The sequence below is a fragment of the Arthrobacter koreensis genome, assembly GCF_035792275.1.
Classification (GTDB): Bacteria; Actinomycetota; Actinomycetes; order Actinomycetales; family Micrococcaceae; genus Arthrobacter_B; species Arthrobacter_B koreensis_A.
The window spans coordinates 230006-253375 of the sequence record NZ_JAMWKK010000004.1 but is presented as its reverse complement, the minus strand read 5'-3'; the positions used below and the strand labels follow the sequence as shown (position 1 = coordinate 253375).

The 23370-nt window shown below is 68.3% G+C and carries 18 protein-coding genes; 9 read left to right on the top strand and 9 right to left on the bottom strand.

The window, feature by feature from the left end; all coding sequences use genetic code 11:
* Nucleotides 1-34: 34 nt before the first annotated feature.
* Nucleotides 35-1243, top strand: a complete 1209-nt coding sequence (locus NGB94_RS06105; RefSeq protein ID WP_325789719.1) for an ROK family transcriptional regulator — start codon at nt 35-37, stop codon at nt 1241-1243.
* 9 nt (nt 1244-1252) lie between these two features.
* On the opposite strand, the gene NGB94_RS06100 is transcribed toward NGB94_RS06105, so the two are convergent.
* From NGB94_RS06100 to NGB94_RS06085, 4 genes are all read right to left on the bottom strand, one after another.
* Complete coding sequence (locus NGB94_RS06100; RefSeq protein WP_325789718.1) at nt 1253-2371, bottom strand: FAD-binding oxidoreductase; 1119 nt, start codon at nt 2369-2371, stop codon at nt 1253-1255.
* Complete coding sequence (locus NGB94_RS06095; RefSeq protein ID WP_325789717.1) at nt 2368-3438, bottom strand: NAD(P)-dependent alcohol dehydrogenase; 1071 nt, start codon at nt 3436-3438, stop codon at nt 2368-2370. The genes NGB94_RS06100 and NGB94_RS06095 overlap by 4 nt, the downstream gene beginning before the upstream one ends.
* Nucleotides 3439-3532: 94 nt before the next feature.
* Complete coding sequence (locus tag NGB94_RS06090) at nt 3533-4783, bottom strand: ion channel protein (RefSeq protein WP_325789716.1); 1251 nt, start codon at nt 4781-4783, stop codon at nt 3533-3535.
* Nucleotides 4784-4965: 182 nt separating this feature from the next.
* Nucleotides 4966-5820 (bottom strand): helix-turn-helix transcriptional regulator, encoded by an 855-nt coding sequence (locus NGB94_RS06085; protein WP_325789715.1) that lies wholly within the window; start codon nt 5818-5820, stop codon nt 4966-4968.
* A gap of 575 nt (nt 5821-6395) precedes the next feature.
* Between NGB94_RS06085 and NGB94_RS06080 the strand changes: the two genes are divergently transcribed.
* Nucleotides 6396-7904 carry a collagen-binding domain-containing protein gene (locus NGB94_RS06080; RefSeq protein ID WP_325789714.1) on the top strand — a complete coding sequence of 503 codons (1509 nt, stop codon included), beginning with the start codon at nt 6396-6398 and terminating at the stop codon, nt 7902-7904.
* 70 nt (nt 7905-7974) lie between these two features.
* On the opposite strand, the gene NGB94_RS06075 is transcribed toward NGB94_RS06080, so the two are convergent.
* Complete coding sequence (locus NGB94_RS06075; protein WP_325789713.1) at nt 7975-9870, bottom strand: FAD-binding monooxygenase; 1896 nt, start codon at nt 9868-9870, stop codon at nt 7975-7977.
* 792 nt (nt 9871-10662) lie between these two features.
* A complete protein-coding gene (locus NGB94_RS06070; RefSeq protein WP_325789712.1) occupies nt 10663-12444 on the bottom strand; it encodes a bifunctional metallophosphatase/5'-nucleotidase in 1782 nt (593 codons plus the stop codon).
* A 271-nt stretch (nt 12445-12715) separates the two neighbouring features.
* Here NGB94_RS06070 and NGB94_RS06065 point away from each other — a divergent pair, with 271 nt between their 5' ends.
* Nucleotides 12716-13867, top strand: a complete 1152-nt coding sequence (locus NGB94_RS06065) for an EamA family transporter (protein ID WP_325789711.1) — start codon at nt 12716-12718, stop codon at nt 13865-13867.
* A 734-nt stretch (nt 13868-14601) separates the two neighbouring features.
* Here the strand turns inward: NGB94_RS06065 and NGB94_RS06060 are convergent.
* From NGB94_RS06060 to NGB94_RS06050, 3 genes are read right to left on the bottom strand one after another with little or no spacing between them, the layout of a single operon-like run.
* Nucleotides 14602-15096 carry a hypothetical protein gene (locus tag NGB94_RS06060; RefSeq protein ID WP_325789710.1) on the bottom strand — a complete coding sequence of 165 codons (495 nt, stop codon included), beginning with the start codon at nt 15094-15096 and terminating at the stop codon, nt 14602-14604.
* A gap of 35 nt (nt 15097-15131) precedes the next feature.
* Nucleotides 15132-15650 (bottom strand): hypothetical protein, encoded by a 519-nt coding sequence (locus NGB94_RS06055; RefSeq protein ID WP_325789709.1) that lies wholly within the window; start codon nt 15648-15650, stop codon nt 15132-15134.
* Nucleotides 15651-15696: 46 nt separating this feature from the next.
* Nucleotides 15697-16107 (bottom strand): RidA family protein, encoded by a 411-nt coding sequence (locus NGB94_RS06050; RefSeq protein ID WP_325789708.1) that lies wholly within the window; start codon nt 16105-16107, stop codon nt 15697-15699.
* A 98-nt stretch (nt 16108-16205) separates the two neighbouring features.
* On the opposite strand from NGB94_RS06050, the gene NGB94_RS06045 reads away from it, so the two are divergent.
* The 6 genes from NGB94_RS06045 (at nt 16206) to NGB94_RS06020 (ending at nt 23271) form a co-directional block, all read left to right on the top strand.
* On the top strand, nt 16206-16829 hold the full coding sequence (locus NGB94_RS06045) for a TetR-like C-terminal domain-containing protein (protein WP_325789707.1): 624 nt from the start codon (nt 16206-16208) through the stop codon (nt 16827-16829).
* Between the two features lie 33 nt (nt 16830-16862).
* Nucleotides 16863-17477 carry a TetR/AcrR family transcriptional regulator gene (locus NGB94_RS06040; RefSeq protein WP_325789706.1) on the top strand — a complete coding sequence of 205 codons (615 nt, stop codon included), beginning with the start codon at nt 16863-16865 and terminating at the stop codon, nt 17475-17477.
* Nucleotides 17478-17577: 100 nt separating this feature from the next.
* Entirely contained in the window at nt 17578-18819 is a 1242-nt protein-coding gene (locus NGB94_RS06035) for an MFS transporter (protein WP_325789705.1), read from the top strand.
* Nucleotides 18819-20459 (top strand): amidohydrolase, encoded by a 1641-nt coding sequence (locus tag NGB94_RS06030; protein ID WP_325789704.1) that lies wholly within the window; start codon nt 18819-18821, stop codon nt 20457-20459. Before NGB94_RS06035 ends, NGB94_RS06030 begins: the two co-directional genes overlap by 1 nt.
* Before the next feature lie 23 nt (nt 20460-20482).
* On the top strand, nt 20483-21559 hold the full coding sequence (locus NGB94_RS06025) for an agmatine deiminase family protein (protein ID WP_325789703.1): 1077 nt from the start codon (nt 20483-20485) through the stop codon (nt 21557-21559).
* Nucleotides 21559-23271, top strand: a complete 1713-nt coding sequence (locus NGB94_RS06020) for an amidase (RefSeq protein WP_325789702.1) — start codon at nt 21559-21561, stop codon at nt 23269-23271. Before NGB94_RS06025 ends, NGB94_RS06020 begins: the two co-directional genes overlap by 1 nt.
* The last annotated feature ends 99 nt before the right edge of the window (nt 23272-23370 follow it).

Sequence of the window (23370 nt, the reverse complement as noted above, 5' to 3'; positions counted from 1 at the left end):
AAGCGTTCAGTTCTCTCCGCAAAGGACCCAGCGCATGCCGAGCAAACCGGCCACAGACAGCATCCGCGTACAGAACCTCTCCCGGGTGCTGACCCTGCTGCACCGCCGCGGAGCGCTCTCCCGGGCAGAGCTGACCCGGCTCACCGGGTTCAACCGGTCCACCATCGGAGCCCTGGCCGCCGAGTTGTCCCGGCTGGGCCTCGCCTACGAGACCGAGCCCGCTGCTGCCGGCCGGGCCGGGCGTCCCAGCCCGCTGGTCCACCCCAATGAACGTGTTGCCGCGCTGGCAGTACATCCCGACGTCGACGCCGTGACGGTAGGCCTGGTGGGCCTGGGCGGAAAGGTCCACCGCAGGGTCCGTTACGACGCCGCGGCCGTTCCCGGCGTGGCGGAAACCCTGAGCATCACCCGGGCAGTGGTGGAAGGCATGGCAGCGGAACTGGCAACCATGGACCGGATTGTCGGAGTAGGGGCAGCGGTTCCCGGACTCGTGGACAGCGCCGACGGATCGGTGCGCCTGGCACCGCACCTGGGCTGGACGGATGAACCGCTGGGCCAGGCGCTGTCGCAGGCGCTGGGACTGCCGGCCTTCGCAGGCAATGACGCCACGCTCGGGACCCTTGCCGAATCCGTTTTCGGTGCCGGTGTGGGCCAGACGGACGTGGTGTACCTCAACGGCAGTGCCAGCGGGATCGGCGGCGGCGCCGTCGTTGGCGGTGTGCCGCTGGGCGGGCAGGCGGGTTTCGCGGGGGAACTGGGCCATACGCTGGTCCGCTCGGACGGGCTGGCCTGTTTCTGCGGCCGGCGCGGCTGCCTTGAAACCGAGGTGAACCTGGGCGGGCTGCTGGCACCGCTGGGACTCGAGCACGCAGACCTCGAAGAGCTTGAAGCCGCCATGTCCGGCCGCCGCACGCCGGAGTTCGAGGCTGCTGCCGCCCGCCAGCTGGACCTGCTCGCTGAAGCCCTGGTCAACTTCGTGAACATCTTCAATCCGCGCACCATCCTGCTGGGCGGGTTCCTCGGAGTCCTGTTCTCCTTCGATCCCCGGCGGCTGCAGAACGCGGTGGCTCAGGGCGGCATTGGCGGCCTGGGCCGGCAGGTCGAAATCCGCCGGGCAGCACTGGGCGCGGACCTGCTGCTGGTAGGCGCGGCAGAGCTGGCGTTCTCCGAGCTGCTGGCGGCACCGGCGGCAGCGAGGCAGCGGGATCCGGAACCTGCGGAGCAGGCGGCCGCGGGGTCCTGATCCCGGGCCTCAGGAATCCCAGCCGAACCCGAACCGCTCGGGCCGGAACGGCTCCAGCAGCGGATGCCGGCGGCCGGTGAGGATCTCATCGGCCAAGAGTTCCCCGGCAATCAGGCCCAGCGTGGCCCCGGAATGGGTAAACACGGCCCAGCAGCCCGGCAGCGCGCGCAGCTCGCCCAGCACGGGTTCACCGTCTCCGGGCACCGGTTTCAGGCCGGGCTGCCAGTCCTGGATCCGGATCTCAGGGTTTCCTTCCAGCAGCCGGCCCGCCTCGGCTGCCACCTCCGCCAGGACATGGGCGGGAACGTCCCAGCTGCCGTCTTCCCGCCGCTGAACCAGGTCCAGGTACCAGGTGTGGTCCATGGCCAGCCGTCCGCCGGGATGCGGCCGCACGGAGATCCGCGGTGTGTTCAGCACGGCCCGGAGCCCGTGCTCCAGCGGCTCGGAAATCAGCAGCACGGCCGGGTCGGACGCATCCGGCAGCTCGATCCCTGCCTTGGCCAGGACTGCCGGGGTGCCCGCGCCGCAGGCCACCACCACCGTCCCGGCTTCGTACACCTCTTCGCCGGCGGTCCGCACTCCGGCCGCCCTGCCGCTTTTCCCGGCCACGACGGAGCACAGGCCTGCGTCCTCAACCAGGGTCCCGCCGCGCACGGTGAACTCCTCCGCCAGCAGCCGCACCAGCTGCGGCAGTGCCACCCAGCCTTCACCGGGGTTCATCAGCACCCGGTGCGGAAGGACGCCCGGATCAATCCCGGGCACCGCGGCTGCGGCGTCGTCGCGGTCAAGCATCCGCGCTTCATAGCCCTCCCGGGTCTGCCGATTGTGGCGCTCGATGACCTCGAACGGGTCGTCGTCCCAGTAGAGGCCGCCGTCGAACGCCAGCCAGTCCGCGCCCGGATGGCGGGCCAGCAGCGTGCGGTAGCGGTCGATTCCGGCCATCCGCAGCCGGAAGTACGGCTCCCCGTACGCGCCGCCGGCATTCAGCCAGGACAGCGAACGCCCGGACGCCCCGCTGCCCGCCTTTTCCTCGGTCAGGAGCACCACGTCGGCCCCGCCGCGCAGCAGCTCCACCGCGGTGGAGAGCCCCAGGACGCCGCCGCCCAGTACGGCGGCCCGGTCATTCACGGGTTCGGGACCAGGATGGCCCGGCCGGTGAGTTTGCCGGCGTCGAGGTCGTGCAGGGCCTGCACCGCGTCGAGGAGGTCGTAGGAAGTGGTGTGCAGGGTGATCTCGCCCAGCGAGTTCAGCGTCATCAGTTCCGCCAGGTCCTGGTAGGTGCCCACGAGGTTCCCCACCACGCTGATTTCCCGGGAGATCAGGTCGATCGTCGGCAGCGCAACGGTGCCGCCGTAGCCGACCGCGTAGTAGCTGCCCCGGTTCCGCAGCATCGCCGGTCCGGTGATTTCGGTGCCGTGCTCGCCCACGAAGTCGAAGACCACGTGCGCCCCGCCGCAGGTGATGTCCAGGACCGCAAGCACGACGGCGTCTGCCGGAGGTTCGCCGACGGCGCGGGCGGCGGGATGCAGGTCGTTGGGATTCACGGTGGCGTCGGCGCCCAGTTCCTTCGCCAGTGCCAGGGCCGCGTCCGAGGTGTCCACCACGGTGATGTGCGCGCCCGTCAGTGCCTTCAGGGACTGCACGCCGATGTGTCCCAGCCCGCCCGCGCCGATCACCACGGCTTCGGAGCCGGGCGGCAGCAGCGGCACGGCCTTGCGCACCGCGTGATAGGCGGTGAGTCCGGCGTCGGCCAGTGCCGCAACGTCCGCAGGTGCCGCGGAGGGGTCCAGCTTCACCACGGCGCGGGCGCTGGTCTTCAGCAGCTCCGCCATGCCGCCGTCGGCGTTCAGGCCGGGAAAGGACGACGCCTCGCAGTGCGAATCTTCCCCCGCCCGGCACGGGGCGCAGAGTCCGCAGGTGACCAGGGGGTGCAGAATCACCGTGTCCCCCGGCTGGACGTTCGTCACCGCGGAACCGGTCTCCAGCACCCAGCCCGCATTTTCGTGGCCCAGGATGTAGGGCAGTTCCGGCCGCTGGATCGCATCCCACTGGCCTTCCAGGACGTGCAGGTCCGTCCGGCAGACTCCGGCGGCTCCCACCCGGACCAGTACGTCCCAGGGTCCGGTGATCTCCGGCTCCGGTACATCGTCAATGCGCGCGTCTTCCCCGTAGCGGTGTACCCGTACAGCTTTCATGCCTGCTCCTTTGCGATGGACTGTGGCCGGAATCGTATCCCGCTGCTCCCGGCCGCCAACAGCCCCCGGAGCTGAGGCGGCGCGGCCTGGAGCGTCAGGCCGGCGGTGCACCGGCGTCGTCGTCCGCCAGCATGTGCGGCGCGTTGGTGACCACCAGCCAGGCGGGCAGCACGGCCAGGCACATCAGCGCTGTCACCGTCACGTCCCCGGTGACGACGACGGCGATGAACAGTGCCATCCAGCCGTCGCGGGCTACGGCCAGGACCAGGCCAAGGACTGCGGCGGAGACCGCCACGCTCACCGGAACAGCCGGAACCAGGGCCTGCGCGGCGAGCCCAAACGCGACACCGGTGAACACCGCGGGGAAGATCCGCCCGCCCCGGAATCCGGTGGCCGCGGCCACCACCAGCGCAGCCAGCTTGACGACGGCGAGCAGGAGCAGGATTCCGAAAGGTTCCGGCCCGCTGCCGAGCAGTTCCGCCGATTCCTCGGCGCCCTTGAACAGGGTGAGCGGACCGCCGAGAGCGCCAAGCAGGCCCAGGACGGCGCCGCCGAGAGTGGTGAACAGGATCGGGCTGCGCAGGCGACGGGCCCAGCGGTGCGCCCGCCGGAACGCGAAGACGCCCAGCAGCCCGAACCCTGCGGCCAGCGGTGCGATGGCCATGGCCGCGAGGACGTCCCATCCGGTGTGCGGCCCGGACTGCGGCACCCGAAAACCCAGCAGTGTTCCACCCACCAGGGTCATGGTTGCCGCGCCCGCGCCGGCCGCAACGAGGGGCAGGAAAAGCTTGTCGAACAGTGCTCCCTTGGCGGCCATCGATCCGGCCAGGCCGGTAAACAGCAGGGCTGCGGCAACAGGAGTGCCGAACAGCGCCCCCACTGTTCCGGCCACCGCCAGTCCGGCCACGAGTTTCGCCGGCACACGGGGAAAGGTTCGGGCCAGCAGCACGGTCATGACGGCGGTGTTGATGGCGATGATGGGATTTTCCGGGCCCAGGCTCACGCCGCCGGCCAGGCCTACGACGGCGGCCGCCGCCAGGCCCGGAACCACCCGCAGCGGCAGGGCCGGCCCGCCGAGTTCGGAGGCCGCCGAGTCGGGTCCCGCGTGTCCCGGAACGTACGCCACGATCAGTCCGACAGCCAGCCCGGTGGCCGTGAGCATGCCGAAGATCCACCACCCGCTGTCCGGGTCGATCCCGGCGGCGTGGGGCAGGTTCTCCCACAGCACGTGCTGCAGCAGCAGGCTGAGCTCATCGACGGCGAAGAGGATCAGGGCGGAGAGCACACCGGTCAGGATCGCCGGAACCGAGGCCGCGGCGAGCGTCCGGACACGGTTCTTCGCCAAGGGTCCGTCTGGGGTTCCCGCGGATGCAGGCATGGGGTGCCTTCCCTGGGCGGCGCATGCCGCGCGGATACGAATGCAACGGAACCGGAGGTCCCACCAAGGGTTTTACAGCCTACCGATGCAGCGCTGCAGCTGACAGCGGGAATAGCCTCAGGGAGCGGCAGCGGCCCGATTTTCCCGGATCACACCGGCGGGGCAAGCGTGCCGGGACGCGAGAGCTGCTGCCGGAAATCCTTCAGGGACATTCCGTGGGCCTGCTGGATGACGCGGCGCAGCTGATACGTGGACCGGAACCCGGACTTCGCTGCCACCTCGTCGAAGCCCATCCGGACCGGGGCGGCGATCAGCCGTTCCGCCCTGGCCCGGCGGTGCCCGTCGATCCGCGCGGAAACAGTGGTTCCCGCCTCCGCATAGGCCCGCTGCAGGCTGCGCAGGGAAACTCCAAGGGCGTCGGCAACGGCCTGGGGGCCGAGCTCCGGTTCCGTGCAGAGCGCCTGGATCAGCGCCTCGGCCCGCAGCCGGAGGCCGCCAAAGGCAGCCGCGGAATCCGCGCGGTAGCCTTCCTGCTCCATCAGCATGGCGACGAGCATTTCCTCGGCGGCCGCGCCCAGGCTGGCGTTCGCCGGGGAATGTGGGTCGAACCGGCGGCGCAGCAGGGTCAGGAGGTACTTCTGGGCGGCCCTCGCGAGCGGATCGACGGGCAGGAGCAGGTATTCGGTCTTGAGGCCGCGGTCCTGCAGGCGGTCGCGGGGTACGGCCAGGGACAGGATGTCTGCGCCGGCCGCCGTCCTCGAACGGCTGGCTCCCAGCCCCCGGCGGATAGTTGAAACCTCTTTGGTCAGGAGCACCTTCGCTCCCCGTCCCTCGACCGTCAGGCTTCCGGCAAGGACAGATGTCCAAAAGACATCGTCCGGCTGCACCAGGGGCCGGCCCGGTTTATCGAAGGGGCTCACCGAGACGCGGCGGATACGCACTGTGCCAAACCGCCGGTCGTGCATCCGGGGCGGTACAGCGCCGCCAATCCTCAGCGGGTCCATTCCCAGCTCATCCAACCAGGTAGCTGCGCTGCTCCCAGCCCGTGTCATTCTTCCCCGATTCCAAGACTCCCCACGGTCCAGCCATACGGCATAACCGTCCCGTTTCGAGCTTAGTCCAGCCGCGCGACAGGCACCTCCAGAAAAGCGACACCCCGCCGGGAACGCCGGCAGGGGCATGGTTCCATGGAGGTAAGCCCGCAGCGTGCGGGATCAGCTCGTGAATCTAGGACGATGGTGAAAAGGACCGTGCACCGAGTGCTGCCGCTCTCCTTCTCAAGGCCGCCGCTGCCGAACTCCAGCCGGCTGCGCCATACCCTCAGCCACATCAGCCGCCCTCCGGGCTAGCACCGCGGTGCCGGGGCCCCGCCAAGCGGGCCGGGCCAACGCACTCCCTCAGTCCGCCGGGTCCCTGCTCCCCCCAATCCGGGGCCCGGCTCTCTTCCCTGCCATCCCGCGCCCCTGCTCCTGCCGTGCCCTGCTCTTGCCACACCCCGCCATCGCCGGGCCGGATATCAGCGCTGCCTGGAGTGGCAGCGACCTCAACAACAGCACCACCAAGATAAAAGGAAACCACCGTGTCACCACTGCCCAGCCATCCCTCACCCTCAGTCCCTTCGGCCCGGCGCCGCACCGGTGCCGCACTGGCAGGAGCAGGGATCGCTGCTGCCCTGCTCACCGCGCCCCTGGCCGCCGGGCCGTGGGCCGCTGATGCAGTGGCAGCGGCGCCCGAGAGCTTCAACCCCTTCGATGCGAATAACGGTTTCACGCTTTACGTTTCCGGGGATGCGGTTCTGGGCAACGCAGAGATTGAAGGTTCCGTGGCCGTTGACGGGCGCTTTTCCACCGCGAACCAGAACGGATACCCCATGGTCCACCAGGTCGCCGGGCTGCCGGACTACACGGTGCCGTTCGTTGACGGTGTCCCTGTCCGTCTTCTCGCAGCGGAGTACACCGGAAGCGGCAGCGTCGACCTGACCAACAGGAATGCCCAGCCGGGCAGCCCCGAAGCGTCCGCAGCCGTGAAGCTGGTGGAAACCGCCAACCTCACGGGCTCGGCGCGCGGAGGCGGCAACAACGGCCAGGATTTCCTCCGCGTAACCAACAACGACGGCGGCAATCTGGACCTCAAGGCCGTGCCCTTCCAGAGCGGACACCTGACGGATCTGGGCCTGCTGGCCACCGCCGAACCATCCGTGGCGGCCTACTTCCCCCAGCGGGCTGCCCAGCTCAGCCGAACGAGCCAGTGCCTGGCGTCCATGTACGACCCCGCCAACCAGGCCGCCCACATGGTTCCGGTCCAGAACAACGGTTCCATGGTCATGCCTGGCCCCTACGCAACGGACAAGCCCAATGTGCTCAACTACGACGACGTGGCCGGCCTGATCATCAAGGGCGACAACGCTTCCGGTTACCGTCCGACCGCCGAAGCTCCGCTGGTGATCAAGGTCCCGGCCGGAACAACGGAGGTGGGCAGGCTGAACTTTGAAGGCTGGTCATCCGCCGGAACCGGCCAGGCACTGGCCCGGTACATCTTTCTGGATCTCTCCGAAGTCACCGGAAACGTAGTGGTTGACGGACTGGAGATGGGATCGGTCTACGCCCCGTCGGCCAGCGTGTTGTTCGACTCCAATGTGACGCACAACGGCCAGTGGCTGACCGGATCCTTTGCCAGCTCCGGTGCCGGCGAACTCCACCACCACAGCTTCCTCGGCGAGCTGCCGTGCGCGGCTTCCCAGCCCGTGGTTCCCACACCCGAACCCAGCACCACCACTCCCGCGGAACCCACGGCACAGCCCACACCCGAGCCCAGCACCACCACTCCGGCTGAACCCACGGCACAGCCCACCACGGTGAGCCCGTCGGCTGATCCCTCCGGCGCTCCGGCGGCAGGATCCGGCGAATCGCCGGCACCTTCAGGCGATGCAGACGCCCCGGCCCTCTCCCCGTCTGCCGAAGCCGGGAACACTGCCTCGTTGGCGGCGACCGGTTCCGCCGGAGCAGTCGCCATTGGTGCGGTAGCCGTCCTGCTGCTCACTGCCGGCCTCGTCATGGTCTTCGGTGCGCGAAAGGGCAGGCACGCCTGATCCTCCGCGGCTCACAACGCAGGACGACGGCGGCACCGGAGTGCCGCCGTCGTCCTGCGTTTAGTTGTAACTAGTGCTGCGGCTGGCGTGCCGGGAGCAGCGGCGCGAAGAATTCGGCGAGCTCCGAGGTCGCAGTCAGCGGAAGCACTGAGGCCACGTACTGGTCGGGGCGCACAACTACTACCGCACCGCTGCGGTCGATGCCGCGCGCCTCGAAGATGTCTTCTTCCGGGTTGGCGCCGTAGACCTTGTTCAGGTCCGTGAGGCGGAACGGGCCGACCTGCGGCTTGAAGACCTGGGGAACCGCGTTGATGTCGATGCCGGTGTGGTCCTGCTGGTAGATCACCTTCACGTCGAACCAGGCGTCGTCGTCGCCGGCCGGCTGTGCGGCGAGCGGTGAGTCAGGTGCGTTCTGCAGCCATTCGGCCAGTTCCGTCACGCCGGACTGCGTGCCTGCCGGTGCTGCGTCGGCGAAGACATAGATGCGCCAGCGGCCGTCGGCCTTGGCCTGGTGGCCCAGCTGCAGCGGGTTGGTGTCGCTGACCCGCAGTACCGGAGCGGACTTGAAACGCTTGCCGATGGTGAACCCGGTGGCCAGGTCCTGGTGCTTCGCCTCGCTGATCAGCATGGACGGCGTGTACTCGGTCATGAAGCCGGCCGGGAACTCGGCGGTGCGGACGTAGAAGTCCTCCAGATCCGACGGGTTCTCGAATTCCTCCGGCTTCTTGGCCATGAGGGTGGACCATTCCTTATCGAAGTCGATGAGGTTCTTGGCCACCACCTGGCGCTCTGCGGAGTACGTCGAGAGCAGGGATTCCGGTGCGCGGCCGTCCAGCACGTGGCCGAGCTTCCAGGCGATGTTGAAACCGTCCTGCATTGAAACGTTCATGCCCTGGCCGGCCTTGGCGCTGTGGGTGTGGCAGGCGTCGCCGGTGATGAACACGCGCGGGGTGCGGGTGCCGACTTCTTCCGGCTTGACGTCGTCGAACCGGTCGGTGAGCCGGTGGCCCACCTCGTAAACGCTGTGCCAGGCCACGTTGCGCACGTCCAGCGTGTACGGGTGCAGGATCGCGTTGGCCTTGGCGATGATCTCGTCGATGCTGGTCTTGCGGACGGCTCCGTTGTCGCCTTCGGGCACTTCGCCCAGGTCCACGTACATGCGGAACAGGTGTCCGCCTTCGCGCGGGATGTGCAGGATCGAGCCGCCGTTGGAGGACTGGATGGCGCACTTGGTGCGGATGTCCGGGAAATCGGTGGAGGCCAAAACGTCCATGACACCCCAGGCGTGGTTCGCGGCGTCGCCGGCCAGGGTGGAGCCGATCGACTGGCGGACCTTGCTGCGGGCGCCGTCGCAGCCCACAACGTACTTGGCCCTGACCGTGCGCTCGGTGCCTTCGTCGTCTCCGGCGGTGCGGCGGAGGGTAACGGTGACCGGGTACTCGGCGTCGTCGTCGACCTCCAGGTCCACGAATTCGAAGCCGTAGTCCGGCTTCATACGGGCCGGGGAGTTGGCCATGAACCGGGCGAAGTAGTCCAGGACTCGGGCCTGGTTGACGATCAGGTGCGGGAATTCGCTGATGCCGGCCGGATCATCCAGCGCGCGGCCGGAGCGGACGATGTTTTCCGGTTTCTCCGGGTCCGGGCGCCAGAAGCACATCTCAGTGATGCGGTAGGCCTCGGCAGTGATTTCCTCGGCGAAGCCGAAGGCCTGGAAGGTCTCAACGCTGCGGGCCTGGATGCCGTCGGCCTGGCCGATCACCAGGCGGCCGGGGCGGCGCTCGACGATCCGGGTGGTGATGTTCGGGAACTGGGACAGCTGTGCAGCGGCGAGCATGCCGGCGGGCCCGGAGCCCACGATCAGGACGTCGACTTCCTCGGGGAGCTCTTCGGGGCGGTCAATGCCGACGCCGGCTGCCGGTTCGATGCGCGGATCGCCGGAAACGTAGCCGTGGTGGTGGAACTGCACAGTGTCCTCACTTCTCTGGTTCTTTGTGTTCGATATTTGAACAACTAGTTCAATATTCGAATCAAGCTCGGATTTACTGTACTGGAGACATGACGCACGTCACAAGCAGGTGCCTGCGTGTGACGTGGCTGGGGCAGTGGCGCCTTGTCTGGGTGCGCTCTGGGTGCGGCACACCTGGCACGGGCACCGCCCCTCCAGTTCGGGACATTCCTGCCGTTAGGGCGCCACATCCGGGGCACCGCCCCTCCGGTTCGGGACATTCCTGCCGTTAGGGCGCCAGTCCGGGGCACCGCCCCTCCGGTTCGGGACATTCCTGCCCTTTGGGTGCCAGTCCGGGGCACCTTTCCTCCAGTTCGGGACATCCCTGCCGTTAGGGGACAATCCTGCGTGGCGCGCGGGCAGGAAAGTCCCCAACTGGCAGGGAAGTCCCAAAGCGGAGGGATTCTGCGACCTCCAGGACCACATGTCAGGTTGCGGGCCCAAACGGAGCAGAGCCGCACCCTATGGCCGCGCCCAGAACGGCACCCCCAGGCAGGGGTCGCCGGAGCCCCACGCGCCGCGAACCCAGCCGGTTGACACCCCGGGCCCAGCCTGAGCCGCCGGAGCCGCCGGTCGACGAACCAGCAGGTCAACGGACCAGCCCCACCCCGTGCACAGCCCCACCCCAGCACCACGCCGGAGCCCAGCCCGAACCCATCCCCGCCCGGGTCCAACCGCGAACCGGCCCAGGCACCGCCCAGCCCGAACCGGTCCCCGCCCGGACCCCGCTGGGGTCCGGGCACCGCCCAGCTTCTACCCGAACACGGGCACACCCGCCCGGACGAGCCGCCAGCTCTCCTCGGCAAACGCAGCCGGATCGATGCTCTGGTTGGCCACCACGTAGTCGATCAGCAGCTGCCGGATTTCGGTCTGCTGGTTCAGCAGCACCGGGGCCGTGGCGATATGCGGGAAGTTCCCGCCGCCGGACTGGCGGTAGTTGTTCGTCGCAACGGCGAAGTGCTGCGCCGGATCCAGCGGAGCGCCGTCGTACGCCAGGTTGGTGATCCGCTCCCCTACCGGCGCACTGATGTCGATGTCATAGCTGATGCCGGAGAACATGTCGTAGTTGTAGTCCGGAGTTCCGTCAGCGTTGGTCAGGGTTTCCGGATCCACCGGAGCACCCGGGGCCGTCTGGTTGAAGTACTTCGCCGAATACTCCAGGTACTCCTCAATCTGCGCGCCCGTCATCTCCACCGCGTAGAGCGTGTTTGGGAAGACGTAGAGTCCGGCCAGGTCGCGGATGGTCACCGGGCCCTCGGGGATCACAGCTGTCCGGCTGAACGGCGCAGCGACGGAGAGCACCGGAAGGTCACCGGCCGGAGTGCCGGCCAGCGCCCGCTCCACCGCCTGGGTCTGCACCTCGTTGACGAAGTCGATCACGGCCGTGTCGCGGTACCGCGATTCGGCGGCAGGCATGGTCTCGGTAGCCGTCCCCACCGGGGTGTTCACGTAGTCGATGACGCGCTGGTGCGCATCCCGGACCAGGTCCGAGACCACCGGGTCAGCCTCGACGGTGTTGGCATTGAGCAGGGAGGCCGACGCCGATGTGACGTCCCACTGGCCGCGCACCTTGGTCAGTTCAAAGTCCATGACGGACAGGCGCATACCCCAGTTCAGCGGTTCCGTCAGCAGCACCTGCTCGCCGGTGGCCTTGTTGGTCACGAAGTGCTCGGGGATTTCCTGGTGCGCATGGCCCACCAGGATCGCGTCGATCCCGGGGACTTCCTCCGCCACCTGCGTCGCGGCATTTTCGAGCGGCAGGTCATCGCCGTAGGAGGACGTGCCGGAGGTGCCGGAGTGGGCACTGACCACAACGACGTCGGCTCCCGCAGCCTTCATCTGCGGCACGTATTCAGCGGCGGTTTCCACCAGGCCCGGGAAGCGGAGCTTTCCTTCCACGTTGCCTTTGTCCCAGATAGCGATGCCGGGGTTGGTCAGACCCAGGATGCCGACCTTGATCGGCTTACTGCCCTTCGGCTTGACGGTCTTGATGATGTACGGAGCGAACGCGGGCTCACCCGTGGCTTCGTCCACTGCGTTGGCGGCGAGCAGCGGGAAGTCCAGCTGGTCCTCGAACTTGGCGAGCAGCTCGGTTCCGTAGTTGAACTCGTGGTTTCCCAGGGCAGCGGCGTCGTAATTCATGGCGTTCATCGCGGCAGCCATGGGATGGATTTCGCCCGTCTCGGTGATGGGTTCCACGTTGGCGAAATAGTCGGTGAGCGAGGTGCCCTGGATGGTGTCCCCGGCGTCGATCAGCAGGGTGCTGTCCACGCCCCGGTCGGCACGGACCTGGTTGACCAGGCCGGAGATCTTGGCGAGGCCCACGTCGTTGCCGGCGGCGTCGTCGTACTCCGTGTTCTTGAAGTAGTCCCAGTTTTCGATGTAGCCGTGCAGGTCCGACGTGCCCATCACCGTGATGCTGGCAGTTTTGCCGGGCTTCCCCGGCTTGCCGTGGCCGTGGCTCGACCCGTGGCCATGGCCCTTTCCATGGCTGGAACCGTGGCCGGAACCAGGCGAAGCGGCTGCAGAGGGCATGACTACAAGGCTAGCCGCGCAGAGGGCAGCAAGGACGGCGGCCACGCGTGTACGAGGCCGGGGCGATGGGAAGAACACGGGGAACCAGCTCCTTGAAGGACCGTTCGGGATTGAGGTACTTAGGCAGCCTTCCTCTCCGCCCCGTCCCGGCGGAAGGTGCTGAGCCCGTTTCGGCGTCCAATACCTGAAATGTCATACCCCGGACACCGGCAGTTCGCCTCGTCGAGAGATACCTCTGGACATTCCTAAGCGCTTAGGTAATTATGGCTAAGTGCTTAGCAAATTCGCCCTGCTGTCTCTCAGCGCCCTCGCCCCCGTTGCCTGGGGAACGACATACCTCGTCACCACGGAGTTCCTCCCGCCGGACCGGCCGCTCCTGGCCGCCGTCCTGCGGTCCCTGCCGGCAGGCCTGGTACTGCTGGCCGCCCTCCGCAAACTCCCTGAAGGCGCCTGGTGGTGGAAGGCAGCCGTGCTGGGGCTGCTGAATTTCGGTGCCTTCTTTGCCCTGCTGTTCGTTGCCGCGTACCGGCTGCCCGGCGGTGTGGCGGCGATGGTCGGCGCGGTACAGCCGCTGCTGGTGGCGGTGCTGGCCTCAACAGTCCTCGGTGAGCGCCTGGGTCCGGTGAAGATTGGGGCCGGCGCGGCAGGAATTGCCGGGGTTGGCCTGCTGGTCCTCTCAGCGGATGCGAGGCTCGACACCGCCGGGGTGCTGGCAGCACTCGGCGGAGCCGCGTCCATGGCAGCCGGCATTGTGCTGACGAAACGCTGGCAGCCGCCGGCCGGCCCGCTGGTTTCCACAGCGTGGCAGCTGGTGGCCGGCGGAGTGTTCCTGATACCGGTCACGCTGGTCGTCGAAGGCCCGGCACTGCCGTCCTTCACTGCCTGGAATCTCGCCGGCTACCTGTACCTGGCACTGGTGGGAACAGTCCTGGCGTACTGGCTCTGGTTCCGCGGCATTCGGCAGCTGCCCGCCTCCAGCGTCAGCTTCCTGTCCCTGCTCAGCCCCGTGGTGGCCACTGCGGCCGGCGCGGCGGTGCTGGGGGAATCCTTCGCTCCGGGCCAGCTGGTTGGCCTGGGACTGATCCTCGGCGCGCTGGCGGCCGCCAACGTTGCCGGGCTGCGCCCCGGTACAGGCCAGCCACAACGACGCCGCCCCGGTTACTGGGTCTGCCAGCTCGCCTCGGATGGGCCGCTGATGGCGAAGGTCTCCTCCACCAGCACCCGCTGGCCCGGGAGCGCCGCTGCCGGAACGTCCATGCAGACCTCATACTGGGCCGCGCCGCCGTTTTCGAGTGTTGGCACCGACGTGCCTTCCAGATCGAGGGTGGCGGTGCACGTCGATTCGTCATACTGGCGGCTGTCGGAGCCCACGAACGCCGGCGTCAGGTCCAGCCAGGGGTCGCCTTCCTCATTGCCGTTGTAGACGACGTCGAGGGTGATCAGCACATACTGCCCCTCGGGCGCCTCATTGAATTCGTTGAAGCCGAGGATCGCATCCGTCGCATTCAGCTGGACACTGGAAACGGTGACCGTGTACTCCCCTACTTCCGCCGCGGTTCCCAGGGGAAGCAGCTCTCCGCTGGCAGTTGCCGACGGAGAACCGGCGGAAGGACTGGCAGAAGGACTGGCGGTGACCGAGGGAGCCCTTGTGGAAGGGCTGCTCGCCTCTTCCTCCACCGCATTGAAGAGCGCGCCCCAGAACGTGGTCCCCAGGATCGCAGCGATCAGCGCAACACCGGAAACCACCACGGCAGCAATTGAAAGCCCCCTGGCCGTCGTCCGGTGCCGCACGGCCGTCACCAGTGCCGCTATGCCGAGCCCCAGTCCGACCAGCGCCATAATCAGCGCCACCCAGCTGATCACCGGAATCCAGAACAGGAAAAGCGCGACAATTCCCAGGATCAGCCCCGCGAGCGCCATGCCCCTGCCCTGGTTTGGCTGCATATACCCCGGCGGCGGCGGATACCCCTGCCCGCCGTAGCCGTACATCGGATCGTTTGGCTGAGTACCCATGATCGCCTCGCTGGATTCGGACGCCGCAGCAAGGAACCCTGTTTCTCCCGGCAGCGGGTCGATTTTTCGGGTCTTTCAACGGTAGGCGTGCCCGGAAGGCGCTACAAGGACTTGCCGTTATCCGGCCGCCCGTCAGGTGCGCACTCAGCGCGAGGCAGTCGCGCCGCTGGTTGGTCCGGCCGGGGACGAGGTCCCGGAAGTTCCGGTGGGAGCGGACGACGACGGCACGCTCGTTCCCGTCGCGGGGGGCGCCGACGACGGCGTGGCGGTGCGCGTGACCGTGGTAGTGGGCTCGGGTGAGGGCGTGACCGTGTTCCGGTCCATCGGAGTGAACAGTGACGCCCACATAACCGCAGCGAGGACGCTCAGGACCAGGGCCGCCGCGGAAATGATCACGGCAGCAGTGCCAAGCCCTTTGGCGGAACTTCCGATCCGGCCCGAGACAACCAGGCCTCCGATACCCAGGCCGAGCCCAATGACCGCGAGCACCACTGCCAGCAGGTTGATGGCGGGAAACCAGAAGACCAGCAGCGCAAGGATGCCAAGAACAAGACCTGCGAGCGCCAGCCCCCTGCCGGCATTCCGGCCCTGCTGCGAATACCCCTGGGAACCCCCGGGGTCGAACGGCTGGGAGCCCATGGTCGCCTCACTGGTCCGGACACCTGCCTGCAGTGTCAGTGGTTTTGAGCTTCTCCCACGGTAGGTGTGCCGGATGTGCCCAGCAAGAAGGGGGACGGTTCGCCCGCCTCGCCGGCAAGCTTTTCCACCTGTTCCCGCAAGGCATCCGCCAAAACGGAAGTGGCTGCCGGCATTGGACCGGACTCCACAGTTGATGCGCCCCCGGGGCGGGCCTCCCTCACCGTGGATCCGCTGCCGCCACCCAGCAGTTCCTCCCGGGCCGTCACGCCGATCAGCCGGAACAGCTCCCGGTCCTCCCGCGTGGCCAGCGAAGAGGTCTTCAGGTCATTCAGCACGGCCAGGCCGGCCAGTGAGCGGCGCGGGTTGGCGCTCAGGGACGCTTCGAGCGCCCACTGGGCACGCACCCACCACTGGGCCCGGCGGTCCGCCTCCAGCTTCTGCCGGTAAGCGAAATAGGCAACAAGCGCCGTCGCCAGGATCCCCAGCGGACCCAGCACCGGTATCCACGTGATGGCCCAGCCTGCGGCTGCCGGCCAGAAGTCTCCCCAACCCATGCCCGGAGCTTAGCCCCGGGCGCGGACTGTGCGGGAGGGGCAGGACCTAGTCAAGGATGGCCACGGCTTCAATCTCCACCAGCAGCCCGGGTGCGGCGAGGGCTGCGACGCCGATGCCGGTGAACGGCGGCAGCGGCTCGGTAATACCCAGCTTCCGGATAGCCCGGTCCCGGCCCTCCATGAACAGCGGGAATTCTTCGGGCTTGTAATCCACGAGGTAGCAGGTCAGCTTGGCAACGTCAGCGAACGTCGCACCGGCAGCTTCCAGGGCCACGGCCAGGTTCAGGTAGACCTGCTCCACCTGCGCGGCGAGGTCCCCTTCCCCAACCAGCTCTCCGGCGGAGTCGAGGGCCACCTGGCCGGCAAGGAAGACCATTTTGGATCCGGAAGCGACGGCGACCTGGCGGTACAGCGGCACCTCGGGCAGGGTGCTCGGGTTCAGCAGGGTGACGGACATGGATTGCTCCTAGGCGGGTATGGCCGATGGAAGCGGGACTGCCTCCGCTGGCTTTCTGGAAATAACATAGCATTGCTATGCCATGTAATGTTGACGGCATGGCACGTCCCACAGATCCAGCCGTACGACGGCGCCTCCTGGAACGCGCGGCGCGGATGCTCCGTGACCGCGAGCCGGTGACTCTCCGCTCGCTGGTGGCCGGCACCGGTGCATCCACCATGGCCGTCTACACCCACTTCGGCAGCATGGAAGGCATGTGGCAGGCGCTGCGGCAGGAGGGGTTCACCAGCCTGGAAGAAGCTTTCGCAAAGATTCCCGTTACCGATGATCCGCTGCAGGACCTCACCGCCCTGGTCTGTGCCTATCTGCGCCACGGACTGGACCATCCGGATCTGTACCGGGTGATGTTCGATGCCAGCATCGAACTCGTGGACCTGCCAGCGGCCGACGCCACCCTGGACTACCTGGTCCGGGCCGCCCGGCGGGCCATGGAGGCGGGCCGCCTGGACTCCGGAACGGAACCGCTCGACGTCGCAATCCAGAGCTGGGCGATTGCCCACGGCCTGCTGTCCCTCGTAGCCGGGGGCCCGCTCCCCCGTGAAGCGCTGCAGCACGCCGTTCCGATCCTGAGCGCACTCTTCGCCGGCTCCGGTGATGACCCACAGCGCTCCCGCCGGTCCGTGCAGGCCGGGTGGAACCTCCAGGACCCAGGCGGCCGGTAGATTGTTGAGTCCCACCAACCGAGGAGTCCCTGCATGCCCCGTCCCCGCTCGCCCCTGCTGTCCGTGGACGGAATCGTCACCACGGCGCTGGAGCTGATCGACGAAACGGGAAACTTCAGCTTCCCGCGGATCGCCCGCCGGCTGGAGGTCAGCCAGTCCTCGCTTTATAACCACATCGACAACCGCGAACACATCATCGAGCTGATCCGCGCCCGGGTCTTCGCCGAAAGGCTGCAGGTGCCGGTGCAGGACCTGCCCTGGGACGAGGCACTGCGTGCCGTGATCCGTGCCTACCGCGAGTGCATTGCCGCCCATCCGCGGCTGGTGCAGCTGATCCTTGCCCAGACCGTCCAGGACCCGGGAGCACTGTCCGCGTACGAGACCATGGCTCACGCCCTGGAACAGGCCGGTCTCCCGCCGCACCGCATCGTGTCCGCCCTGTCCCTGATCGACAACCTGGTGCTGGGCTCGGCCATGGAACTCAACGCGCCTGCAGTGGTCTGGGCTCCGCCGGCCGGGCAGTTTCCGGCGCTGGAACGCGCCCTCGAAGAGCCCTATACCGTGGAAGGCAGAGCCGAGGCGGCCTTCGAGCTGGGACTGGACGTGCTCATTGAAGGACTGCGGGCGCAGGAGTTTACACAAAGTTAACTGAAAGCCTTTCGTTTTCTATTGCGCCAGGACTCCCGGTGCCGGAAAGTAAATGAAATCCATTCATTTACTGTTCACTTCACGCACTGAGGGAGACACCATGGCCCAGACCATCACCGCTGAGGGGCGCGTTCCGCTCACCGCCAAACGCGCCGTCGCGGTCTTCGGCATCGGCGTGATCGGCTTTATGACCGCCAATCTGGTGCCGATCATGATCGTCGCCCTCACGGGGGACCTCGGCTTCTCCGTCACCGCTGCCGGAACTCTGATGACGGCGTCGCTTCTGGCCTGTGCTGCGTCCTGCCTGCTGACCTCCCGCTGGGCTGCGGCCTCCGGGCGCTACGTCATTGCCCGGGTCGGGCTGGCCCTGACCGCCGCCGGTTTCGGCGCTGCGGCGTTCATTCCGTCCGAGCCGGTGGTCATTGCAGGGGTCATCCTCGGCGGCCTGGGTGCCGGCGGCGCAGTCTCCGCATCGGGCGCCGCGCTGGGTGCGCTGCGCAACCCGGACCGCGCGTCGGGCATCAGCGGTTTCAGCAACCGGGCGATTGTCTCCGTGGTCCTCTTCGTCATCCCTGTCCTCGGCGCCGGCATGGGCAGCGCGTTCGGCCTGTTCGCCGGGCTGGCCCTGGCCGCACTGCTGGCCACCGGCTGGCTGCCGGACCGTCCGACGCCGGAGCCCGACGCCGCTGCCGGCGCCCTGGGCATTGCTGCAGGCACCGCCGCGCCGGCCGGCCCCGCGGCTTCCCGCACCGCCACCCTCGCCGGTCTGGCCCTGCTCGCCTGCTTCGCCCTCTGGGGCCTGAGCGAGGATTCGCTCTGGGCAGTTGCTGCGACCATGGGCGCTGACCAGGCCGGACTCGACGAAACCGGCATGGGCCTGGTGCTTAGCCTCTCCACGCTGGGCGGCCTGGCCGGTTCGGCACTGGTGGCACTCGCCGGCCGCCGGCTGGGCCGCACCCTCCCGCTCGCCGTCGTCCTGGTTGCCGGAGCGGCCATGAAGTTCATCTCCGGCATGGTGGAGGATTCGGGTCTCTACATGGTGGTCATCATTATCTGGAACACGCTCTACCTGATCGCCTTTGTCTACATCATCGCCATCGCTGCCGCACTGGATGCGTCCGGCAAGTGGTCCGCCCCGGCGCTCGGCGTCTACCTGATCGGCTCTTCCTTCGCCCCGTTCCTCGGCACCGCGGTCTCCGCGTCCGCCGGGTACGAAGCACTGGGCATCATCCTGGCCGTCATGACCCTGGTGCTGCTGGTGCCGTTCGTGCTGATCTCCCGCTACTCGGTCCGCGCCGAAAAGGCAGCTGCAGCACCCGCACCCGTAGCGGCGGTGGCCTGATGCGCACGCTCTACACCAACGCCGCGGTCTTCACCGCTGACGGCCCGCCGGCCGCTGCCTTTGTGGTCGACGGCGGTAAGTTCCAGTACGTGGGTGACGCCGCCTCGGCGTCGGCGGCAGCCGGGCCAGGTGCCAGGACCGTGGACCTGAACGGAGCCTTTGTGCTCCCCGGCATCATTGATGCCCACACCCATCTGCTGATGACCGGCCAGGCGCTGGGCAAGGTCCAGCTGCGGGATGCCTCGACCCTCGCCGAGCTGCAGGAGCGGCTGCGGCAGGCCGCCGCGGAGAGCCCGGACGCACCGCGCATCCTCGGTGCCGGCTGGCTGCACTCAGCGCTCGGCGGCGCCGCGCCCACCCGGGAACTGCTCGACGCCGCAGTGCCGGACCGCCCGGTGTACCTGGACGCCAATGATCTCCATTCGGTATGGGTCAACACGGCTGCGCTGGCCGAATTGGGCATAGCTGAGGGCACACCGGACCCGCTCGGCGGGCGCATCGGCCGCGACGCCGCCGGGACCGCGGACGGCATGCTCTATGAAACCGCTGCCGTGCAGATCGTCTGGCCCGCCCTGGCCGGCGCGGCCCGGGACGAAGACCGCGACGCCTGGCTGGAGTCGGCGTTCGAGCACTACGCTGCCGCCGGCGTCACCGGTGCGGTGGACATGGCAGTGCAGGACGACGACGTCGCCGCCTTCGAACGTGCCCTCGTCCGCCGCCGCGGCGCCCTCCCGCTGCGGGTGAAGGGCCACTGGCTGATCCACCGCACGGACAGCACCGCGGAGAACCTGGCGCAGGTGGACCGGGCCCTGGAGCTGGCCCGCCGGCTGGCGGCGCAGCCCGCTGCGGAATATCTGCAGCTGTGCGGGATCAAGATCATCGTGGACGGGGTGATCGACAGCTGCACCGCCGCGATGAAGGAACCCTACGCGGACGGCAGCACCTCCGGACCGATCTGGGACCGGGAATCGCTGCTGCCCGTGGTGGCCGCCGCGGATGCCGCCGGTCTGCAGGTGGCGCTGCATGCCATCGGCGACGAGGCCTCGGACATCGCCCTGGACGCCCTGGAACACGCGGTGCGGGTGAACGGTCCGCGGGACCGCCGGCACCGGATCGAACACCTGGAAACTGTCACCGAAGCCAACGTGGCCCGGCTGGCGGATCTCGGCGTCGTCGCGTCCGTGCAGCCTGTGCACGCCGATCCGGCGATCCAGGAGAACTGGCGTGCCGTGCTCGGCGACTCGCGCGTGGACCGCGCCTTTCCGTGGACGGAGTTCACCGCTGCCGGCGCCACGCTGGCGATCAGCACCGACGCGCCCACCGCCCCGTACCAGGCACTGCCGAACCTGTATGTCGCGGCCACCCGGAAATCGGCGCTGGAACCCGGCCTCCCGGCCAACCTGCCCCGGTACGCCCTGGACCTGGCCGATGCCATCTGCCACGCCACGCGTGATGCCGCGTACTCCTGCCGTGAAGAAGCCCGCCTGGGCCGGATCGCTGCCGGCTACCGGGCCGATTTTGCTGTCCTGGCCAGCGATCCGCTGACCTCCCCGGCAGAGAACCTGCTGGCCAACAGCGTGTTACTGACCGTTACCGGCGGCGAAACTGTCTTCGACGCCGCGGCCGCTACCCTGAGCTAAACGACCCGTTAGGATCCACCGCAATGTCTTCGAGCATCACTTCCATGCCCGCTGAGTGGGCTCCCCACGACCGCACCTGGATGGCCTTCCCGCCGTCGAATGAGACCTTCGGCGACCCCGGCAGCGAGACGCTGGACCGTGCCCGCACAGCGTGGTCCGCCGTCGCACGCACCATCGCCCGGTACGAGCCGGTCACGGTGCTCGCGGATCCGGCGGATCTCGATGCCGCCCGCGAATACCTCGGCGACGGCATCAAGATTCTGGCCGCCGAGCTGGATGATGCGTGGCTGCGGGATTCCGGGCCCACGTTCGTCCACACGGCCGACGGTTCGGTGGCGGCCGTGGACTGGATCTTCAACGGCTGGGGCGCCCAGGACTGGGCGGCCTGGGACAAGGACCAGCACCTGGGCCGGTTCGTTGCCGGGCAGGCCGGTGCTCCGGTATCCGCGAGCAGTCTGGTCAATGAAGGCGGCGGCTTCCATACCGACGGCGAGGGCACGGTGCTGCTCACCGAGACGGTGCAGCTCGATCCGGGACGCAACCCCGGCGCCACCCGGGAATCCGTGGAGGCTGAAATCCACGCGCGGCTCGGGACGTCCAAGGCCATCTGGCTGCCGCGCGGACTGACCCGCGACTACGACGAGTTCGGCACCCGCGGCCACGTGGACATCGTGGCGTGCTTCGCTTCCCCCGGCACGGTGCTGCTGCACCGGCAGGATGACCCGGCGCACCCGGACCACGAGGTGATGCAGGAGATCCGCGCCGTCCTCGAAGCGGCCACCGATGCCCGCGGCCGGAAACTCGAGCTCATCGACGTCCCCGCGCCCACCGTGATCGATGCCGGGGACGGGTTCGTGGACTACTCCTACATCAACCACTACGTCGCCAACGGTGCCGTGATCCTCTGCGCCTTCGATGATAAGAACGACGCCGCTGCCGCGGACATCCTGTCCCGCGCCTACCCGGGCCGCACCATTGAGCTGGTGGATGCACGGGACATCTTCGAGTTCGGCGGCGGCATCCACTGCATCACCCAGCAGCAGCCCGCTCCCCTCGCTGCTGACGGTCTCCCTGCCACCGGCCCGTCCGGAGACGCCTGATGTTCGACGTCGTTGAGGCCGGCATTGCCGAGCTGCGGGACGCGCTTGAATCCGGGGAAACCACCAGCGAGGAACTCGTTGCCGCCTACCTGGCGCGGATCGAGGCCTACGACCGGTCCGGGCCGGAGCTGAATTCGGTGGTCGTGGAGAACCCGGAGGTGCTGGCCGAGGCCCGCGCCTCTGATGCCCGGCGCGCCCGCGGGGAAACTCTCGGCCCGCTGGACGGCATCCCCTACACGGCGAAGAACAGTTTCAAGGTACGGGGCCTGACCGTTGCGGCCGGGTCCCCGGCGTTCGCCGATTTGGTGGCGCAGGAGGATGCGTTCACCATCGGCCGGCTGCGGGAGGCCGGTGCCGTGCTGATCGGCCTGACGAACATGCCGCCGATGGCCAACGGCGGCATGCAGCGCGGCCTGTACGGCCGGGCCGAAAGCCCGTACAACGCGGAGTTCCTCACCTCGGCGTTCGCTTCCGGATCCTCCAACGGGTCCGGCACGGCGACGGCGGCGAGCTTCGCGGCGTTCGGACTCGGCGAGGAGAGCTGGTCTTCCGGCCGGGCACCGGCGTCGTGCAATGCTCTCTGCGCCTACACTCCGTCCCGCGGCGTGATTTCCATCCGCGGCAACTGGCCGCTGGTGCCCACCATGGATGTGGTGGTTCCGCACACGCGTTCCATGGCCGATCTGTTCGAGGTCCTGGACGTGATCGTGGCGGACGACGCCGAGACGCGCGGGGACTTCTGGCGCGCCCAGCCGTGGGTATCGGTGCCGCGCGCGTCCGAGGTGCGGCCGCCGTCGTACCCTGCCCTGGCCGTGCCCTCCGCCGATGCCGCACGCGGCGTGCTCGCCGGAAAGCGCTTTGGTGTGCCGAAGATGTACATCAACGCCGATCCCGGCGCCGGCACGGCGGACTCCCCCGGCATCGGCGGACCAACCGGACAGCGGATCGACACCCGGGACTCCGTGCTGGACCTGTGGCAGGCCGCCCGGCGCGACCTGGAAGCAGCCGGCGCCGAGGTGATGGAGGTCGAATTCCCCGTCGTGTCCAACTACGAAGGCGACCGGCCCGGCGCACCGACCCTGTTTACCCGCGGCCTGGTCAGCCCGGAGTTCCTGCACCGCGAGATCGTGGACCTCTCGGCCTGGGCGTGGGATGACTTCCTGGCGGCCAACAATGATCCGCCGCTGAACTCGCTGGCGCAGGTGGACGGGGCCGCGATTTTCCCGCATCCGCAGGGTGCACTGCCGGACCGGTACACGGGGTTCGACGACGACATCGCCATGTATCCCGGGCACGTACGGAACCATCCGTTGGAGTCCTTTACCGGGATTCCGCACCTGGCCGGCGGCGTGCGCGGGCTGGAGGAAACCCGGCGGATCGATCTTGAAGAGTGGATGGATTCGCTCGGGCTGGATGCCGTGGTGTTCCCGGCCGTGGCTGATATTGGCCCTGCCGACGCCGACGTGAACCCGGCATCCGCGGACCTTGCCTGGCGCAACGGCGTCTGGGTTGCCAACGGGAACCTGGTGCCGCGGCACCTTGGCATCCCGACCGTGACCGTGCCGATGGGCACCCTGGCCGACATTGGCATGCCGGTGGGGCTGACGTTTGCCGGGCGGGGCTGGGATGACAACACGCTGCTGCGGTTTGGTGCTGCGTTCGAGGCCACCGGCTCCCGCCGTACCGGGCCTTCCCGGACGCCGCGGCTGTAGCGGGCACGGGGCGGGCCGGCCTTGGCATGCCTGTCGGCCGGCCCCGGATACAGCAAAAGCCAGCGAATCCCCTCCGCTGGCTTTCACCCGCAATCTCCG

Bases quoted from the DNA above. Each gene is read 5' to 3' on its own strand.
- NGB94_RS06035 (WP_325789705.1), top strand. From the start codon at position 17,578: ATGGCCCAGACCATCACCGCTGAGGGGCGCGTTCCGCTCACCGCCAAA.
- NGB94_RS06060 (WP_325789710.1), bottom strand. From the start codon at position 15,096: ATGGGCTCCCAGCCGTTCGACCCCGGGGGTTCCCAGGGGTATTCGCAG.
- NGB94_RS06025 (WP_325789703.1), top strand. From the start codon at position 20,483: ATGTCTTCGAGCATCACTTCCATGCCCGCTGAGTGGGCTCCCCACGAC.
- NGB94_RS06030 (WP_325789704.1), top strand. From the start codon at position 18,819: ATGCGCACGCTCTACACCAACGCCGCGGTCTTCACCGCTGACGGCCCG.
- NGB94_RS06050 (WP_325789708.1), bottom strand. From the start codon at position 16,107: ATGTCCGTCACCCTGCTGAACCCGAGCACCCTGCCCGAGGTGCCGCTG.
- NGB94_RS06105 (WP_325789719.1), top strand. From the start codon at position 35: ATGCCGAGCAAACCGGCCACAGACAGCATCCGCGTACAGAACCTCTCC.
- NGB94_RS06055 (WP_325789709.1), bottom strand. From the start codon at position 15,650: ATGGGTTGGGGAGACTTCTGGCCGGCAGCCGCAGGCTGGGCCATCACG.
- NGB94_RS06020 (WP_325789702.1), top strand. From the start codon at position 21,559: ATGTTCGACGTCGTTGAGGCCGGCATTGCCGAGCTGCGGGACGCGCTT.
- NGB94_RS06085 (WP_325789715.1), bottom strand. From the start codon at position 5,820: ATGGACCCGCTGAGGATTGGCGGCGCTGTACCGCCCCGGATGCACGAC.
- NGB94_RS06045 (WP_325789707.1), top strand. From the start codon at position 16,206: ATGGCACGTCCCACAGATCCAGCCGTACGACGGCGCCTCCTGGAACGC.
- NGB94_RS06040 (WP_325789706.1), top strand. From the start codon at position 16,863: ATGCCCCGTCCCCGCTCGCCCCTGCTGTCCGTGGACGGAATCGTCACC.
- NGB94_RS06070 (WP_325789712.1), bottom strand. From the start codon at position 12,444: ATGCCCTCTGCAGCCGCTTCGCCTGGTTCCGGCCACGGTTCCAGCCAT.
- NGB94_RS06095 (WP_325789717.1), bottom strand. From the start codon at position 3,438: ATGAAAGCTGTACGGGTACACCGCTACGGGGAAGACGCGCGCATTGAC.